This is a genomic window from Rheinheimera hassiensis, from assembly GCF_022436675.1.
Lineage (GTDB): Bacteria > Pseudomonadota > Gammaproteobacteria > Enterobacterales > Alteromonadaceae > Alishewanella > Alishewanella hassiensis.
The window spans coordinates 533,396-550,951 of sequence record NZ_JAKUJZ010000002.1 but is presented as its reverse complement, the minus strand read 5'-3'; the positions used below and the strand labels follow the sequence as shown (position 1 = coordinate 550,951).

Genomic DNA, 17,556 nt, shown 5'->3' with positions numbered 1-17,556 from the left:
CCCCTTATGCCTTAGCCGCTGCAGCAACTACTTGCTTGGCAGCACTAGTCAGGTCTGTGTCAGCGATAATATTCAGGCCGCTTTCAGACAGCACTTTAGCACCCAGCTCTGCATTGTTACCTTGCAGACGTACAACTACCGGTACTTTAACGCCAACTTCTTTTACTGCGCCAATAACACCTTCAGCAATCATATCGCAACGTACGATACCGCCGAAAATGTTGATAAATACCGCTTTAACAGCGTCGTCAGACAGGATAATTTTGAACGCTTCAACTACGCGCTCTTTGGTTGCGCCGCCGCCAACGTCCAGGAAGTTAGCTGGTTGGCCACCGTGTAATTTAACGATGTCCATAGTACCCATAGCTAAACCGGCACCGTTAACCATACAGCCGATGTCGCCACCTAACGCTACATAGTTCAGTTCCCATGAGGCAGCATGTGCTTCACGTGGATCTTCCTGTGAAGGGTCCTGCATAGCTTTTAAATCAGGGTGACGGTACAGAGCGTTGCCATCGATAACCAGTTTGGCATCTAAGCAGTGCAGATCGCCAGCAGGAGTGATAACCAGAGGGTTCACTTCCAGCAGAGCTAAATCTTTGTCTTTAAACAGTTGCGCCAGACCCATGAAAATTTTCACGAATTGGTTCACTTGCTTGCCTTCAAGGCCTAATTTGAATGCTAACTCACGGCCCTGAAATGGCTGTGCGCCTACCAACGGGTCAATTGCTGCTTTCAGAATTTTTTCTGGTGTTTCGTGGGCAACGGTTTCAATTTCCACGCCACCTTCAGTAGATGCCATAAACACGATACGACGTGAAGAGCGGTCAACTACTGCACCTAAATACAGTTCTTTAGCGATATCTGTACAAGGTTCAACCAGGATACGGCTAACCGGCTGACCTTTTTCATCAGTTTGGTAAGTTACCAGGTTCTTGCCAAGCCATTTTTCTGCGAAAGCTTTGATATCTTCTTTGCTCTTAACCAGCTTTACGCCGCCCGCTTTACCGCGGCCGCCAGCGTGAACCTGGGCTTTAACAACAAACATATCGCCGCCGATTTTATCTGCAGCTGCTACCGCTTCTTCAACTGTAGCTGCGGCAATGCCTTTAGATACAGGCAAACCATATTGGGCAAACAGTTGCTTACCCTGATACTCGTGCAAATTCATGGCTATTTTCCGTTCATTTGAATATGAAAGCTGCACTGTTTAGTACAGCCTGACTTTGATCGGCGCATATTATAGTGCCAACCGGTTCGATAAAAAATGCTGTTGTCAAAAAACAACAGCATTTTTGCTTACTTTTGCCGAATAATCAGATATCCAGCAGGATACGGGTTGGATCTTCCAGCAATTCTTTAATGGTTACCAGGAAGCCTACAGACTCTTTACCGTCGATAATGCGGTGGTCGTAAGATAGCGCCAGATACATCATTGGCAGAATTTCCATCTTGCCATCGATTACCATCACGCGGTCCTGGATTTTATGCATACCCAAAATAGCGGCTTGAGGTGGGTTGATGATTGGTGTAGACATCAGAGAACCAAACACACCACCGTTGGTGATAGTAAAGTTACCGCCGGTTAAGTCGTCCATAGACAACTTACCGTCACGGCCTTTAAGGGCTAATTCTTTGATGGCTTTTTCAATTTCAGCCAAATTCATTTTGTCACAATCACGCAGTACCGGAGTGACCAGACCACGAGGTGTAGACACCGCAATGCTGACGTCGAAGAAGTTGTGATACACAATGTCATCACCGTCGATCGCTGCATTCACTTCTGGGTAACGCTTCAGCGCTTCAGTCACAGCTTTTACGTAGAACGACATAAAGCCTAAACGGATGCCGTGGCGCTTTTCAAACACGTCCTGGTATTGCTTGCGCAGGTCCATAATCGGCTTCATGTTAACTTCGTTAAAGGTCGTTAACATAGCGGTAGAATTTTTCGCTTCTAACAGGCGATTCGCGATGGTTTTGCGTAAACGTGTCATAGGCACACGTTTCTGGCTGCGATCACCGGTTACCGCAGTGGGTGCAGAAGCAGCTGGCGCTGCAGCTTTTGCTGGGGCACCGGCGACAAACTTTTCTACGTCTTCTTTGGTCACACGGCCATTTTTGCCAGTGCCTTTAATTTTGCTGGCGTCTAAGCCTTTTTCAGCAATCATGCGGCGCACAGACGGGCTTAAGGCATCGTCGTTGCTGTCGTCTGAACCTGTAGCAGGTACGGCATCAGCTTTGGCATCGTCTTTCTTCGCTGGCGCATCGTCTTTTTTCGCTGCAGGTGCACCACCGGCTTCCATTTTACCAATAACTTCTTCAGCAGTTACGGTAGCACCGGTGTCATGAATGATTTCGCCCATTACGCCATCGGCCTGAGCAACAACTTCAAGTACCACTTTGTCGGTTTCAATATCAACTAATACCTGATCACGTGTTACGGCTTCGCCTGCTTTAACGTGCCAGGTGGCGATGGTTGCATCTGCAACAGATTCTGGAAGTACGGGTACTTTAATTTCCACTTTTTCACCTTTTACCGGTTGGTCTTATTTCGTTTAACCGGCCCGTTATACAGGCCGGACAATCAATTATTTTATAGTCAAAGCGTCGTTAACCAGCGCCTGTTGCTGCTTGTTATGCACCGACAGATAACCTACTGCTGGCGATGACGAAGCATCACGGCCGGTATAAATAAGCTGACCGTTTTTAGGAATAGCAGCACGGAAATGATGCTGGCTGCAATACCAGGCGCCCTGATTCTGTGGCTCTTCCTGACACCAGACAAAGTCAGTGACATGCTGATACTGGCTTAACACTTCAGCCATTTCGTCATGCGGGAACGGATACAGCTGTTCAACACGGACAATAGCAACGTCTTTTTGTTCACGCTTGCGGCGCTCTTCCAGTAACTCGTAGTACACCTTACCGCTACAGAACACTACACGTTTAACATCAGCTGGTTTGATATCGTCTATCTCGCCAATTACGTTATGGAACTTGCCTGCTGCCAGCTCTTCCAGCGTTGAGGTAGCCAATGGATGACGCAGTAACGACTTTGGCGACATAACAATTAACGGACGACGCATTGGCCGTACCATCTGACGGCGCAACATATTAAATACCTGCGCCGGCGTAGTCGGAATACAGACCTGCATATTGTGATCAGCACATAGTTGCAGGAAGCGTTCCAGACGGGCTGATGAATGCTCCGGGCCCTGGCCTTCGTAACCGTGCGGCAACAACAAGGTTAAGCCACACAACCGGCCCCACTTCTGCTCGCCCGAGCTTAGGAACTGGTCAATAACTACCTGTGCACCGTTGGCAAAATCACCAAACTGGCCTTCCCAAATTACCATGGCGCGAGGCTCTGCAGTAGCATAGCCGTATTCAAACGCCATCACGGCCTCTTCTGACAACGCAGAATCGTATACCTGGAATGGCCCTTGTTTGTCACTGATATGTTCCAGCGGCGTATAGGTGCTGCCATCAGTTTGATTGTGTAATACCGCATGACGATGGAAAAAAGTACCACGAGCCGAGTCCTGGCCAACAATACGAATACGGCTGCCTTCGGCTACCGTGGAAGCATAAGCCAGAATTTCAGCAAAGCCCCAGTCGATTTTCTTCTCGCCAGAGAGCATTAAGGCACGATCTTCATAAACACGGCCAACCTGACGTTGCAGTGTATGCGACTCTGGAATGGCAGTGGCTTTTTTGCCCAACTCGACCAGTTTTTCTACTGATACGCTGGCATCATAAGTTGAGTCCCAGTCATGGCCTAAGAACGGTGTCCAGTCAACTGATGTTTCAGTCATTGGTCGCCATTCTTCTACCACACAATCGCCTTTATCCAGCGCATTACGGTATTGCTCAATCATTTCACTGATTTGCTCAGTGCTGAACAAGCCCTCTGCTACCAGCTTTTGCGCATAAATTTCACGTGGGGTTGGGTGCTTTTTGATTTTTTGGTACATCAGCGGCTGCGTTGCATTTGGCTCGTCAGCTTCGTTATGGCCGTTACGGCGATAACATACCAAGTCAATTACCACATCACGCTTAAAGGTATTGCGGTAATCCACTGCCAACTGTGCAACAAATACTACCGCTTCAGGATCATCACCATTTACATGGAAAATAGGCGCCTGTACCATTTTAGCGATGTCAGTACAGTATTCCGTAGAGCGGGTATCTTCCTGTTTAGACGTGGTAAAACCAACCTGGTTATTAATCACTAAACGGATAGTACCACCCACTTTAAAGGCACGGGTTTGTGAAATATTAAAGGTTTCCGCTACTACACCCTGGCCGGCAAAAGCTGAGTCACCATGAATGGTGACTGGCAACGCCAGTGAGCCGTCGGTACAACCACGACGGTCTAAACGCGCACGCACCGAGCCAATCACAACCGGATTTACAATTTCCAGGTGTGACGGGTTAAACGCCAGCGCTAAATGCACATTGCCACCGGCTGTTTCAAAATCAGATGAAAAACCCATGTGGTATTTCACATCACCGGCGCCGACGACTTCATATTTACCGGCAAACTCGTCAAATAACTTTGACGGGTTTTTACCCAGCACGTTAATTAAGGTGTTTAAACGGCCGCGGTGCGCCATACCGATAACACAATCTTTAGCGCCCTGTTCACCGGCACGGTGAATCATGGCCTTAAGCATTGGCACCATAGCATCGCCACCTTCCAGACCAAAACGCTTGGCACCCGGGAATTTGGAAGACAGGTATTTTTCCAGACCGTCTGCCGCGACCAAGCCATTCAAAATACGGGTTTTAGCGGCTTTATCATAAGACGGTGCTGACTGAATCGATTCTAAACGCTGTTGGATCCAGCGTTTCTCATCAGTAGAAACAATGTGCATATACTCAGCACCGATAGAACCACAGTAGGTTTTCTCCAGCGCTTTGTGTAATTCACCCAGTTTCATGGTTTCTTTGCCAATGGCAAATGATCCAACATTAAACTCGGTATCGTAATCACTTTCTGATAAGTCGTGGTAAGACAGCTCTAAATCACGTACGCGTGATTGCTTCCACAGGCCTAGCGGGTCAAGGTTAGCTTGCTGATGGCCGCGAAAGCGGTAAGAGTTAATCAGCTGCAATACTTTAACCTGACGACTGTCAGCAGCTGTACCGGAATTGACCACCACCACTTCGCGGTGTTTATTACGGGCCAAATCTGCGAATTGCTGCCTGACATCAGAGTGACGGGTTTCAAGATCGACGCCGTCAAGTTTTGGTAATTTGGCGAAAAACTCACGCCATTCGTCACCAACGCTGGTAGGTTCAGCTAAGTAGGATTCATAGAGCTCATCAACGTAGGCCATATTGCCGCCGCCAAGATGAGAAGACTCTAACCACGCCTTCATTACACCTTCGTGCATTTAGTTTCCCTTAATTTCCGCGCACCTGGAAAAAGTAGCAAAAAAACAGCCTGATTGCATGCATTCTGGCTGTCTTTCACGCACATACCAAAAAAGGGCGCATTACAGCGCCCGGTTTAACAACATAGATTTAATTTCACCAATTGCTTTGGTTGGGTTTAAACCTTTCGGACAAACATTAACGCAGTTCATAATGCCATGGCAGCGGAATACGCTGAAAGCATCATCCAGATCGTTTAAGCGTTGCTCTGTTGCCGTATCACGGCTATCTGCCAGGAAACGGTAAGCATGCAGTAAACCAGCCGGGCCGATAAACTTGTCCGGGTTCCACCAAAACGATGGGCAAGAGGTTGAACAACATGCACACAGAATACACTCATACAAGCCATCGAGTTTAGCACGTTCTTCAGGCGACTGCAGATACTCACCGGCAGGTGGTAACTTACTGTCGTTGATTAAGTACGGCTTCACTTTTTCGTACTGGGTGTAAAACTGGCTCATATCGACAACCAGATCACGCACTACCGGTAAGCCCGGCAGCGGGCGAATAACAATTTTACCGCCTTTTAAGCCTGCAGCTGATAAAGGCGTAATGCAAGCCAGACCATTTTTACCGTTGATGTTAAGACCATCAGAGCCACACACACCTTCACGGCAACTGCGACGGAACGATAAACTTGGATCCTGTTCTTTTAATTTGATCAGCGCGTCCAGCACCATCATGTCCCGGCCTTCCGGGTTGTCCAGCGTATATTCCTGCATGCGCGGCGCTTTGTCGACATCAGGGTTGTAACGATAGACTGAGAAAACTAATTTCTTCATCGCTGTGCCCTCTTAGTACGTACGTGCTTTAGGCACAAAGGATTCACGGAACTTAGGTTCCAGATTCACTTTACGCTTAAACATAGATTCAGTATCCGGCGTGTAGACACTATGACATAACCAGTTTTCATCATCACGATCCGGGAAGTCGAAACGGGCATGAGCGCCACGGCTTTCGGTACGGAAGTTAGCTGCTACCGCAGTTGAAAATGCCGTTTCCATCAGGTTATCCAGCTCTAAACATTCAATACGCATGGTATTAAAGTCTGAACTCTTGTCATCCAGACGGGCAAAGTTTAACCGTTCACGAATTTCTTTTAATTCAGCCAAGCCTTCAGCCATGGCGGCACCTTCACGGAATACCGAGAAGTTCAGCTGCATACATTTTTGCAGATCTTTCTTAATTTGCACCGGGTCTTCACCCTGGCCTGGTTTGGACTCTTCCCAGCGCTGAGTGCGGGCTAAAGCAGCATCTAAGTCTGATTGCGAAGCTGCACGGGCTTCAGACGTAGCAGCCAATGCTTCACCCAAGTGCAAGCCGGTTGCTCGGCCAAATACTACCAAGTCCAGCAGTGAGTTACCGCCTAAACGGTTAGCACCGTGTACTGATACACAAGCGATTTCGCCGCAGGCAAATAAGCCAGCCACGATAGTTTCGTTGCCATCGGCAGTAGGTTTAAGAACCTGGCCATGTACGTTAGTTGGAATACCACCCATCATATAATGGCAAGTTGGAATAACCGGGATCGGCTCTTTTACCGGGTCAACGTGAGCAAAGGTTTTTGATAGCTCGCACACACCTGGTAAACGGCTTTCTAATACTTCCGCGCCCAAGTGGTCTAATTTAAGTTTAATGTGTACGCCCCATGGGCCATCACAACCACGACCTTCACGGATTTCAGTCATCATTGAACGGGCAACAACATCACGGCCGGCTAAATCTTTCGCATTAGGAGCATAACGCTCCATAAAACGCTCGCCGTCTTTGTTCAGCAGATAACCGCCTTCACCACGACAACCTTCTGTTACCAGGGTACCGGCACCGGCAATACCGGTTGGGTGAAATTGCCACATTTCCATATCCTGCAGCGGCACACCGGCACGCAGGGCCATACCTACACCGTCGCCGGTATTAATATGCGCATTGGTAGTAGAGGCATAAATACGGCCGGCACCACCGGTTGCCAACACAGTTGCTTTGGCTTTGAAATAAACGATTTCACCGGTTTCAATATCAATAGCAGTACAACCTACTACAGCGCCGTCCTGGTTTTTCACCAGATCAAGCGCATACCACTCAGAAAATACCTGAGTTTTATTTTTTACGTTTTGCTGATACAGCAGGTGCAGTAAAGCATGACCGGTACGGTCTGCAGCAGCAGCGGTACGGGCAGCTTGTTCGCCACCAAAATTTTTAGACTGACCACCAAACGGGCGCTGATACACACGGCCATTTTCAAAGCGCGAGAAAGGCAAGCCCATATTCTCCAGCTCGGTAATGGCTTCCGGGCCGGTTTTACACATGTATTCGATAGCGTCCTGGTCACCAATATAATCAGAACCTTTAACAGTATCAAACATGTGCCATTCCCAGTTATCCGGGTGGCTGTTACCCAGTGCTACAGTAATACCGCCCTGAGCAGATACCGTGTGCGAACGGGTTGGAAACACTTTAGACAATAGTGCGCAGCTTAAACCAGACTGCGTAATTTGCAGCGCGGCACGCATACCTGCACCACCGGCACCAATTACAATGGCGTCAAACTCTCTTACTGGAATATTCACTTAAGCACCCCACAAAACAAACAGGCCAACCGCAACATACGAGAAAGCCAGCGCATAAAGGAAGAATTGCAATACTGCGCGCAGAGCCGCTGATTTGATGTAATCAGTCAGCACCTGCCATAAACCAATGCGGGTGTGCACGGCAATAGACACTAACGCTAACAAGGTAAAGACTTTTACCAGCGTATTGGCAAACAAGGCTTGCCACGCTTCAAAGGTAACTTCCGGCGTAATAAGGAAGAAACCGAGAATAAATACACTGTAAAGCGCCAGCACTATGGCTGTTGCTCTCAGAGATACATAGTCCTGCACGCCATCGCGTTTCAGACTTGCCTGGTTTAAAACCATAACCATACTCCTGCTAATACTGCTAATACTACCCACAGCACTATTGTCACTTTTGCACTTAAGTTGCCGGATTTCAGCTCTTCCCAGTGCCCCATGTCCATGATCAGATGGCGAATACCGCCAACCAAATGATAGATAAGAACAGTGATAGTGCCCCAGGCAATGAATTTAGCCAGATGAGACGTCATCAGCGCTTTAACATAGTCAAAGCTCTGCTGGTCCTGAAGCGAGTAAGCCCAGGCCCAGATAACGAATACCAATGCAAAAAACAATGCCACGCCCGTAACACGGTGCAGAATTGACGCTATGGCAGGTGCCGGAAACGATATGGTAGAGAGGTCGAGATTTACTGGTCTTTGTTTTTTCACAGTGCTTGCCCATCGATGCCCATTATCGAGCTCTTGTTGTCATTGTCGTTGTCATTGCTGTATAAACAGTCAACACCCAAAACCAATACACCTTTTTGCTCAAGCTGGATCAGTCCTGCCGGATTCAGCAAAAAGTGCTTGCTGAGTGAACTGTTTAAAAACCGCAATAGTATATATTTCGCGACTCGGTATTACAATTTTTGTTTGGTTTTACTCGAAAAAATCCGTATTTGGAACATTACACATTTTACAGAGTAGAGCAATAATACTAGAGTCGAATACTTATTAAGCAGAAACGCATTAAAATTGACTTTAAGGGGTCGTTTGCAGGTAGAATAGCGACCAATTTGCTAAATTCCTTTAACCCGATACTACAACAACAGGAGAAATCCAATGGCAGATAAAAAGGCCGTCGTGCAGGTCGATGGGAAATCGTTCGAGTTGCCAATATACTCTGGCACCGCCGGCACTGACGTAATTGATGTTCGCGCCTTGGGTCAGCATGGTTACTTCACTTTTGACCCGGGTTTTATGTCTACCGGCTCATGTGAATCCAAAATCACCTACATTGATGGCGATGAAGGCGTGCTGTTGCACCGCGGTTATCCTATTGAGCAGTTGGCTGAACACTCAGATTACCTTGAACTGTGCTACCTGTTATTAGAAGGTGAATTACCGCAGGCTGAGCAATATAACCAATTTAAAAACACTATCACGCGCCACACCATGGTGCATGAAAAAATCGCTTCGTTCTTCCAGGGTTTCCGTGTAGATGCCCACCCAATGGCGATGCTGTGTGGTGTAGTAGGCGCGCTGTCGTCTTTCTACCACTCAGATCTGGACATCAACGACCCTGAACAACGCAAACGTAGCGCACACCGTTTAATTGCCAAGCTGCCAACTATTTCAGCTATGGCGTACAAGTACACTGTTGGTCAGCCGTTTGTATACCCACGCAACGATTTAAGCTATTCAGAAAACTTCCTGCACATGATGTTCTCTGTACCGGCAGAAGATTACAAAGTTAGTCCTATTCTGGCTAAAGCCATGGACCGTATCTTTATGTTGCATGCAGACCACGAGCAAAACGCCTCTACTTCTACTGTACGTTTAGCCGGTTCATCAGGCGCTAACCCCTATGCCTGTATCGCGGCTGGTGTAGCATCGCTTTGGGGCCCTGCGCATGGCGGTGCAAACGAAGCTTGCCTGAAGATGTTACAGCAAATCGGCTCTGTTGATCGTATTCCTGAGTTCGTAGCACGGGCAAAAGATAAAAACGACAGCTTCCGTCTGATGGGCTTTGGCCATCGCGTGTATAAAAACTTTGACCCACGGGCCAAGGTAATGCGCGATACCTGCCATGAAGTGTTAAAAGAGCTGAACGTTAAAGATCCACTGTTAGACGTAGCAATGGAATTAGAGCGTATTGCGCTGTCAGACACATACTTTATTGAGAAAAAACTGTACCCGAACGTGGATTTCTACAGTGGTATTATCTTAAAAGCCATTGGTATTCCAACCAGCATGTTTACGGTAATTTTTGCGATGTCGCGTACCGTAGGCTGGATTTCACACTGGGACGAAATGCTGGGCGAAAAAGGCCACAAAATCGGCCGTCCGCGCCAGTTATACACCGGCTACAACACCCGTGATTTTAAACCGCTGAATAAGCGTTAATCTCACTGATTTGGCAAAAGCGGCTTCGGCCGCTTTTTTGTTGCCTAACCTTTAGGTGCATTTGCGCCAGCTTAAGAAAACAGGCAAAATCGCGCTATCTTAGCCAGTGGACCTCCCTGCCCTTATGCCCGCTTTTGATGTTCAGCAGTTTCGCCAACAATTTACTTTTTTTCAGCAACAGCCAGATTGGGTGTATTTAGATAATGCTGCCACTATGCATAAACCGCAGGTGGTGATTGAGGCTGTTACCCGGTTTTATCAGCAATACAACAGCAATGTACACCGTGGCGCGCATCAGTTAAGCCAGCAGGCCACCGCGCTGTTTGAGCAAGCCCGCAATACTGTTGCCAGCTATATTAATGCCCAGCATTTACATGAAGTTATTTTTTGCAGTGGCGCCACAGCAGCACTTAATCAGATTGCTTTTGGTTTGATGCATACGGTACTGCAACCAGGCGACCGTATTTTACTGACACAACTGGAGCACCACGCCAATATTGTGCCCTGGCAGCTGCACTGCCAGCGCTTTGGCGTGATCATTGATGTAGTGCCGTTAACAACCGATCATCAGTTGGATATGCTGGCATACCAGCAATTACTGCAATTAAAACCTAAAGTGGTCAGTTTCAGCCATATTTCTAATGTCTTGGGCCATATTCAGCCGGTGGCTGAAATGGTTGCTCTGGCAAAAGCCGCAGGTGCGATTACGGTAGTAGACGGTGCTCAGGGCATAGTTTACCAGCAGCCGGATATGCAACAGCTGGACTGCGACTTTTATGTTTTTTCCGGCCATAAACTTTATGGCCCCACCGGTATTGGGGTGTTATATGGCAAAACGACACAGTTAACGCGTCTGACACCAATTTTTGCCGGCGGTGAAATGATTGACAGTGTCAGCTTTGTTAACACTACGTTCAACAAATTACCGTTCAGGTTAGAAGCCGGTACGCCCAATATTGCAGGCGCTATCGGCCTGTCTGCCGCCATTGAGTGGCTACAAAAAATCAACAACAAACAAATCGTGCAGCATAAATTGCTGTTATTAAAAGAGTTCTACAACGGGTTAACGGCTATAAAAGGCATAGATATTTTATCTTCGTCTGTGCATAATGCCGGTATAGTGGCATTAAATGTTGACAGTGAGCACCCTGCTGATGTCGCTGAGTTACTTAACCAGCAAAAAATAGCGGTAAGGTCGGGGCAACATTGTGCTATGCCATTATTTAGCTACTTAGCACGGCCAGGTGCCATAAGGTGTTCCTTTGCCGCTTATAATACGCTGGATGATGTGAACCGGTGTTTGCTCGCATTGGAGCAAGCCGTGGAGATTTTAACTGCATGACATTAGAACAATTATTAGCAGATACCAAACCCGCCCTGCTGGATATTCAGCAGCGCGATTTAACGGAAATAGCACTAGCCAAAGACTGGCAGGCAAAATATCGGGTGCTGATGCAGCTGGGTAAAAAGCTGCCGGCTATTCCGGAAAAAATGAAGCAGCCGGAACTGTTGGTAAAAGGTTGCGAAAGCCGGGCCTGGCTGATGCACTATCATGACAAGGCTTCAGATAAACACTACTTTGTGCTCGACAGTGAAGCCCGTATTGTTAAAGGATTGATGGCAATTATGCTGTGCCTGGTTAATGGCATGACAACCGCCGAGCTGTGCAAATTTGACTTATGGCATAAGTTTGACCAGTTAGCTTTAAAACCTTACTTAAGCCAGTCACGCGGCAATGGTTTACTCGCAATGGCCGAACGTATTAAATCTTGCTGCTAAGCCGACGCTTCAGACTTTGAATCCGGGCTGCTTGCTCTGCACTGACCGTTGTTGAAGGCATGGATGCTGACAAATTCGCCGGGAGCGAATTTGAACAGCTGCGCTGGTCCGCAGGATAAACTTCATGGATGAAGTTTATAATCTAGCCTACAGGGACGTATTCACGGCGTGTCAGTGTGAGCAAGTAGCGCGGCTCAATCAGAGTTCTAACTTTGTGCCAGCTTTTTCAATACTCTGGACACAGCGGCAAAACCGAAACTGGCGGTAACCACGGTAACAGCACCAAAACCGCCGCTGCAATCCAGCCGCATACTACTTATCTCGCCGCCTGCGCTCACCTGCGCGGTTTTTTGCTGACAAACGCTGCCATCTGGTTGCGGGTATACCAGTTGCTCGGTTGAAAACACACATTCAATACCAAAGCGGCGTTTTGGGTTACGGCTGTAATTGTAGTCACGCCGCAAGCTGTTACGCACTTTAGCCAATAGTGGGTCGTTAATGGTTTGGGTGAGATCGGTAATTTGTATTTGTGTCGGATCAGTTTGGCCGCCAGCGCCTCCGGTGCTTATTACTTTGATTTTATTTCGCTTACAATGCGCCAGCAGTGCTACCTTGGCTTTAATCGAATCAATAGCATCCACCACATAATCCATATCGGCTGTTATCAGCTCGCGCAGGTTGTCGGTAGTGACAAAATCCTCTATCTGATGCACAACACATTGTGGGTTAATGGCGTTAATACGCTGTGCCATCACCGCTACTTTATCCTGCCCTACCGTATCGCTCAGCGCATGCAACTGGCGGTTAATATTGCTAATGCAGACATCATCCAGGTCAATCAGCGTAATTTCGCCGATACCGGAGCGGGCCAAAGCTTCAGCTGCCCAGCTGCCAACACCGCCAATGCCGACAACACAAACGTGCGAGTTGCGAAAAGTCTCCAACGCGGACACACCGTACAACCGGGCGATACCGGCAAAACGTAATTGATAATCGGACATCGTTATTCGCTAACCTGCTTAGGTAAAGTGTAGTGTGGCCAGTTCAGCTGCCAGGGCTGAGCCCAGTTATCCAGTGCACCGCTCTGGCCCAGTTGTTGATATAAAGCACCTTCTGTTGGCACTTGCACATAATAGTATTCGGTATTATGCAGAAAAAAGTGCAGCGCATAGGCGTGCAGATAAACTCTGTCTGCGGCAGCCGCTTGGTATAACGTATCGCCGGCAATAGCCGCACCAACGCTTTTCAACGCCACACGAATTTGATGCGTTTTACCACTATATGGCTTAACTAAAAACGCCCGAAACGGCAACTCTGCAAAACCCTGACTAATAAAATAGGTTACTGCCGGGTTATGTTGGCTGTTTAGTAGTTTCCAGGCACCCCGACGTGCTGATGCCATGTCGCCTTTTACCCAGCCCTGTTTTTTTGCCGGTTTGGCCACACTTAACGCCAGATAGTATTTTTCTATCTGATGAGTGCTGAATAGCTGTGTCAACTGCGCTGCCGCTGCACTGCTGCGAGCCAGCACAATTAAGCCCGAGGTCACTTTATCCAGCCGGTGCACCGGGTACAACTTATAGCCCAGCTCCTGCTGCGCCAATACCACTAAGCCCGGGCCATCATCTGAATGAAAACTGATGCCGGCGGCTTTATTCAACACCACAAAATCTGCGGTTTGTGCTACCAGGGTAAAAGCGGCTGCCATCAGTTCAGGCTGGCGGCATAAGCGCGGGCATGCTCCAGATCAGCTGGCGTATCCACGCCCACTGCCGGTGTTTCCAGCGCGGTATCAACATGGATTGACTCACCATGCCACAGTACACGCAGTTGTTCCAGGCTTTCAATCTGCTCCAACGCAGAGGCTGGCCAGTCAATATAATGCTGAATAAAAGCAGCCCGGTAAGCATAAATACCAATATGCCGGCGATAATGGCTGGCTAATTCGGCCTGAAATTGTCCATCGCGATCAAAGGGGATCACACTGCGGCTGAAATACAGCGCGTAACCGTGTTTATCGCTGACCACTTTAACAATATTCGGGTTGGCAATCTCTGCCGCATCCATCAGTGGCACCGCTAATGTCGCCATCTGTGCTTTTTGTTGCGCAGCCAGATTTTGTGCGACCTGACGGATAATCAGCGGCGGAATAAACGGCTCATCACCCTGCACATTAACCACTACCGTATCAGCTGCAAGCTGCAATTTATTGACCACTTCGGCCAGCCGTTCGGTGCCGGAATTATGATCTGCGCATGTCATGCAGACTTCACCACCAAAGCGCTCTACTTCTGCGGCTACCCGGCTGTCGTCAGTGGCAACAACAACCCGGTGCGCGCCACTTTGCTGCGCTTGCTGATAAACACGCTCAATCATCGTTTTGCCGCCAATATCGGCCAACGGCTTGCCCGGCAAACGGCTGCTGGCGAAACGTGCCGGAATAACCACTATGAACGCCATTGTTCTGCCTCTTCCAATGTCAGCTCACGGGCTTCATCGGCCAGCAATACCGGAATATTGTCGCGTACCGGATAGGCCAGGCGGTCAAAGGTACAAATCAGCTGCGGCGAAGCCTGATCATATTTCAGTTTGCCTTTACATAACGGACAGGCCAGAATTTCGGTTAATGCTACTTTAAGTGCCATAACTGCTCCGCAGATTAGTTAAAAGGGTATCTAGTTTTTGTTGTAGTGGCTTATCCAGTGCTGCATCCACACCCAGGCTAAACCAGTCAGCGCGGGCAAAATCGCGACATTTCACCGCATCTTTCTCAGTCATCAGCACCGGGCCCTGAATATCAGTAAAATCAGCAGCACTGAATTTATGATGATCAGCAAAATAATGCCGTGCTGTTATGCTAAAACCGGCTGCCAGTGCCGTGCGCTCAAAGCGCTGCGGGTTACCAATTCCGGCTACCAGGGTTACCGGGCCAGGCGTTAAGGTTGCTTCGCTGCACAGCGCTTTTGCCGTTGCCGCCTGCAATTGCATTACGCCATCTGCCTGAGCATAAGGCTGGCTGTTTGCCACGACCAGATTGGCCTGTTTTAAGCGCCAGGGGCCTTCACGTAACGGGCCGGCTGGCAATAACTGACCATTGCCCAAACCGCGGCTGCCATCAATCAGAATAATTTCCACATCGCGCGCCAGACGGTAATGCTGCAAGCCATCGTCGCTGACTATAATATCAACCTTGGTATTGGCCAGCAGATATTCTGCGGCTGCTACTCTGTCCGGACACACGACTACCGGGCAACCACTGCGCTGTGCCAGCAGTAACGGCTCATCGCCCACCTCTGTTGCTGCTGCATCCGTTTGCACCAATACAGGTGCTTTAATGTTAGCGCCATAACCACGGCTGACAATGCCGGGCGTCCAGCCTTGATTACGCAGCGTTTGGCACAGTAATAACGTAAACGGCGTTTTACCGGTGCCGCCAATGCTGATATTGCCAACGACAATAACCGGCGCTTTTACTTTTACCTGCTGTTTTATACCCAAGCGAAACAACACACGGCGTAATGCCGTGATAACGCCATACAACCAGGCCAGCGGCAATAACAACCAATAAGCTTTATGGCCCTGATACCATAGCCGTTCGATAAAGCTCACTGCTGCTCGCCAAACTGCAGTTTATACAGCTGCGCATAAGCGCCGTTTTGTGCCAGTAAGCTGGTGTGATCACCCTGCTCTACAATACGGCCCTGGTCCATCACGATAATGCTATCGGCGTTTTCTATTGTGGATAACCGGTGCGCAATAACAATGCTGGTGCGGCCTTTTAACAACTCATTAAGTGCGGCCTGAATTTTACGCTCAGATTCTGTATCCAGCGCTGAGGTGGCTTCATCGAGGATCAGGATCGGCGCTTCGCGTAATAACGCGCGTGCTATTGCGATACGCTGACGCTGGCCACCGGATAAACTGACGCCGTTTTCACCGATAACGGTATTCAGGCCATCTTTTAACTGGCTGGCAAATTCCAGTACATGGGCTTTTTCAGCCACAGCCAGCAAACGCTCTTCAGACACCGGCTCTGTGCAACCATAACTGATATTGTTGGCAATACTGTCGTTAAATAAAGTTACGTGCTGCGACACCACTGCCATCTGCAACCTTAACGAGGCCAGAGTACAATCACGGATATTATGCCCGTCAATAAAGATACCGCCGCTGCTGATTTCATAAAAACGCGGTAATAAGCTGGAAATGGTGGTTTTACCGCTGCCGGAGCGACCAACCAGAGCAATGGTTTTACCGGCTGGCGCATTAAAACTGACATCAAACAGCACTTGTTTGTCATGTCCGGGGTAGCTGAAGTTTACGCTTTCAAAGCGAATTTCACCGCTGACATTGTCTAAAACTGCAGTACCGGTATCCTGCTCTAACGGCTGGTCCAGCACATCAAATACGCTGTTAGCCGCAGCCAGACCACGCTGAAATTCACTGTTCACAGTGGTTAGCTGCTTGAGCGGGCGCAGCAACATCATCATAGAGCCCACAATAGTGGTAAATTTACCTGCAGTCAGGCTGTCGAGCATTTCGGGGAAACTGGCCATGTAAATAACAAACGCCAGCGCAAAAGAGGCAATAATCTGAATAGACGACACACTAATAGCGCGGGTGGCTTCCATTTTAACGTCCTGGCGCCGGGTCAGGTTGTTTACCCTGGCAAAACGTTGCTCTTCAATCTGCTGCCCGCCAAACGACAAAATAACTTTATGGCCGTTTAACATTTGCTCCGAGCAGGTGGTTACTTCACCCATCGCGCCCTGAATATTACGGCTGAGCAAACGAAAGCGTTTCGATACCAGCCGCACTACAATGGCAATAACCGGGGCTATCAGCAGAAAAATAGAGGACAACTGCCAACTGATCCAAAACATCATCACCAGCAAGCCGATAACAAAAACACCTTCGCGCAGCAACACCGCTAATGCTTTTGAAGTGGCCTGTTTAATTTGTTCGGTATTGTAAGTCACCTTAGAGATTAACTCACCGGTAGAATGTTGATCATGAAAGCTAACCGGTAAGCGGATATAGTGGCGGAATAACTGGCGGCGCATTTCCTGCACCACATGGGTACCGACCCAGTTAAGGCAGTAACTGGCGATAAAGTTAAACACGCCCCGCAAAATAAAAATGCCGATTATAAACAACGGGGCATAGCGCAGATAATCGGTGTTTTTCTGGTTAATGCCTATATCAATAAAGTCTTCTAACTGAGAGATAAAAAACACGTCCACCAGGGCATAGCCCAACATGCCAAACGCTGCGGCAGCAAACCCCAGCCGGAAAGGCTTAACATAGCTGAGCAAACGACGAAAAGTAGCAGGTGAAGTAAACTGAGACGCAGCCAAAGAATAGTTCTCTAAGAAAAA

At 48.4% G+C, this 17,556-nt stretch carries 16 protein-coding genes; 3 read left to right on the top strand and 13 right to left on the bottom strand.

What is annotated here, in order from left to right:
- Positions 1 to 4: 4 nt before the first annotated feature.
- The 7 genes from sucC to sdhC form a co-directional block, all read right to left on the bottom strand.
- Complete coding sequence (gene sucC, locus MJX74_RS05375) at positions 5 to 1,171, bottom strand: ADP-forming succinate--CoA ligase subunit beta (protein ID WP_240221492.1); 1,167 nt, start codon at positions 1,169 to 1,171, stop codon at positions 5 to 7.
- Between the two features lie 145 nt (positions 1,172 to 1,316).
- The gene (gene odhB / locus MJX74_RS05370; RefSeq protein ID WP_240221490.1) at positions 1,317 to 2,522 is read right to left on the bottom strand and encodes a 2-oxoglutarate dehydrogenase complex dihydrolipoyllysine-residue succinyltransferase; all 1,206 of its coding nucleotides are present in this window, start codon (positions 2,520 to 2,522) and stop codon (positions 1,317 to 1,319) included.
- Between the two features lie 66 nt (positions 2,523 to 2,588).
- Complete coding sequence (locus MJX74_RS05365; RefSeq protein ID WP_240221488.1) at positions 2,589 to 5,399, bottom strand: 2-oxoglutarate dehydrogenase E1 component; 2,811 nt, start codon at positions 5,397 to 5,399, stop codon at positions 2,589 to 2,591.
- 102 nt (positions 5,400 to 5,501) lie between these two features.
- A complete protein-coding gene (locus MJX74_RS05360) occupies positions 5,502 to 6,221 on the bottom strand; it encodes a succinate dehydrogenase iron-sulfur subunit (protein ID WP_092793490.1) in 720 nt (239 codons plus the stop codon).
- Between the two features lie 12 nt (positions 6,222 to 6,233).
- Positions 6,234 to 8,006, bottom strand: coding sequence for a succinate dehydrogenase flavoprotein subunit (gene sdhA, locus MJX74_RS05355; protein ID WP_240221485.1), 1,773 nt, complete (start codon positions 8,004 to 8,006; stop codon positions 6,234 to 6,236).
- On the bottom strand, positions 8,007 to 8,354 hold the full coding sequence (gene sdhD / locus MJX74_RS05350) for a succinate dehydrogenase, hydrophobic membrane anchor protein (RefSeq protein ID WP_068231434.1): 348 nt from the start codon (positions 8,352 to 8,354) through the stop codon (positions 8,007 to 8,009). It lies immediately after the preceding gene.
- The gene (gene sdhC / locus MJX74_RS05345) at positions 8,345 to 8,722 is read right to left on the bottom strand and encodes a succinate dehydrogenase, cytochrome b556 subunit (protein WP_082694707.1); all 378 of its coding nucleotides are present in this window, start codon (positions 8,720 to 8,722) and stop codon (positions 8,345 to 8,347) included. The genes sdhD and sdhC overlap by 10 nt, the downstream gene beginning before the upstream one ends.
- Before the next feature lie 393 nt (positions 8,723 to 9,115).
- Here sdhC and MJX74_RS05340 point away from each other — a divergent pair, with 393 nt between their 5' ends.
- The 3 genes from MJX74_RS05340 to MJX74_RS05330 all read left to right on the top strand — a co-directional run bounded on the left by MJX74_RS05340 (position 9,116) and on the right by MJX74_RS05330 (position 12,178).
- Positions 9,116 to 10,399 (top strand): citrate synthase, encoded by a 1,284-nt coding sequence (locus MJX74_RS05340; RefSeq protein WP_240221483.1) that lies wholly within the window; start codon positions 9,116 to 9,118, stop codon positions 10,397 to 10,399.
- Positions 10,400 to 10,523: 124 nt separating this feature from the next.
- Positions 10,524 to 11,741, top strand: coding sequence for an aminotransferase class V-fold PLP-dependent enzyme (locus MJX74_RS05335; RefSeq protein ID WP_240221481.1), 1,218 nt, complete (start codon positions 10,524 to 10,526; stop codon positions 11,739 to 11,741).
- Complete coding sequence (locus MJX74_RS05330) at positions 11,738 to 12,178, top strand: SufE family protein (protein WP_240221480.1); 441 nt, start codon at positions 11,738 to 11,740, stop codon at positions 12,176 to 12,178. The genes MJX74_RS05335 and MJX74_RS05330 overlap by 4 nt, the downstream gene beginning before the upstream one ends.
- A gap of 206 nt (positions 12,179 to 12,384) precedes the next feature.
- On the opposite strand, the gene tcdA is transcribed toward MJX74_RS05330, so the two are convergent.
- From tcdA to msbA, 6 genes are read right to left on the bottom strand one after another with little or no spacing between them, the layout of a single operon-like run.
- Positions 12,385 to 13,179, bottom strand: coding sequence for a tRNA cyclic N6-threonylcarbamoyladenosine(37) synthase TcdA (gene tcdA, locus MJX74_RS05325; RefSeq protein ID WP_275692666.1), 795 nt, complete (start codon positions 13,177 to 13,179; stop codon positions 12,385 to 12,387).
- A 2-nt stretch (positions 13,180 to 13,181) separates the two neighbouring features.
- Positions 13,182 to 13,886, bottom strand: coding sequence for a TIGR01621 family pseudouridine synthase (locus MJX74_RS05320; protein ID WP_240221479.1), 705 nt, complete (start codon positions 13,884 to 13,886; stop codon positions 13,182 to 13,184).
- The gene (kdsB, locus tag MJX74_RS05315; RefSeq protein WP_240221478.1) at positions 13,886 to 14,638 is read right to left on the bottom strand and encodes a 3-deoxy-manno-octulosonate cytidylyltransferase; all 753 of its coding nucleotides are present in this window, start codon (positions 14,636 to 14,638) and stop codon (positions 13,886 to 13,888) included. Before kdsB ends, MJX74_RS05320 begins: the two co-directional genes overlap by 1 nt.
- Complete coding sequence (locus MJX74_RS05310; protein ID WP_068231421.1) at positions 14,626 to 14,823, bottom strand: Trm112 family protein; 198 nt, start codon at positions 14,821 to 14,823, stop codon at positions 14,626 to 14,628. The genes kdsB and MJX74_RS05310 overlap by 13 nt, the downstream gene beginning before the upstream one ends.
- Positions 14,813 to 15,787, bottom strand: coding sequence for a tetraacyldisaccharide 4'-kinase (lpxK, locus tag MJX74_RS05305; RefSeq protein ID WP_240221477.1), 975 nt, complete (start codon positions 15,785 to 15,787; stop codon positions 14,813 to 14,815). Before lpxK ends, MJX74_RS05310 begins: the two co-directional genes overlap by 11 nt.
- Entirely contained in the window at positions 15,784 to 17,535 is a 1,752-nt protein-coding gene (gene msbA, locus MJX74_RS05300) for a lipid A export permease/ATP-binding protein MsbA (protein ID WP_240221476.1), read from the bottom strand. The genes lpxK and msbA overlap by 4 nt, the downstream gene beginning before the upstream one ends.
- Positions 17,536 to 17,556 lie beyond the last annotated feature (21 nt).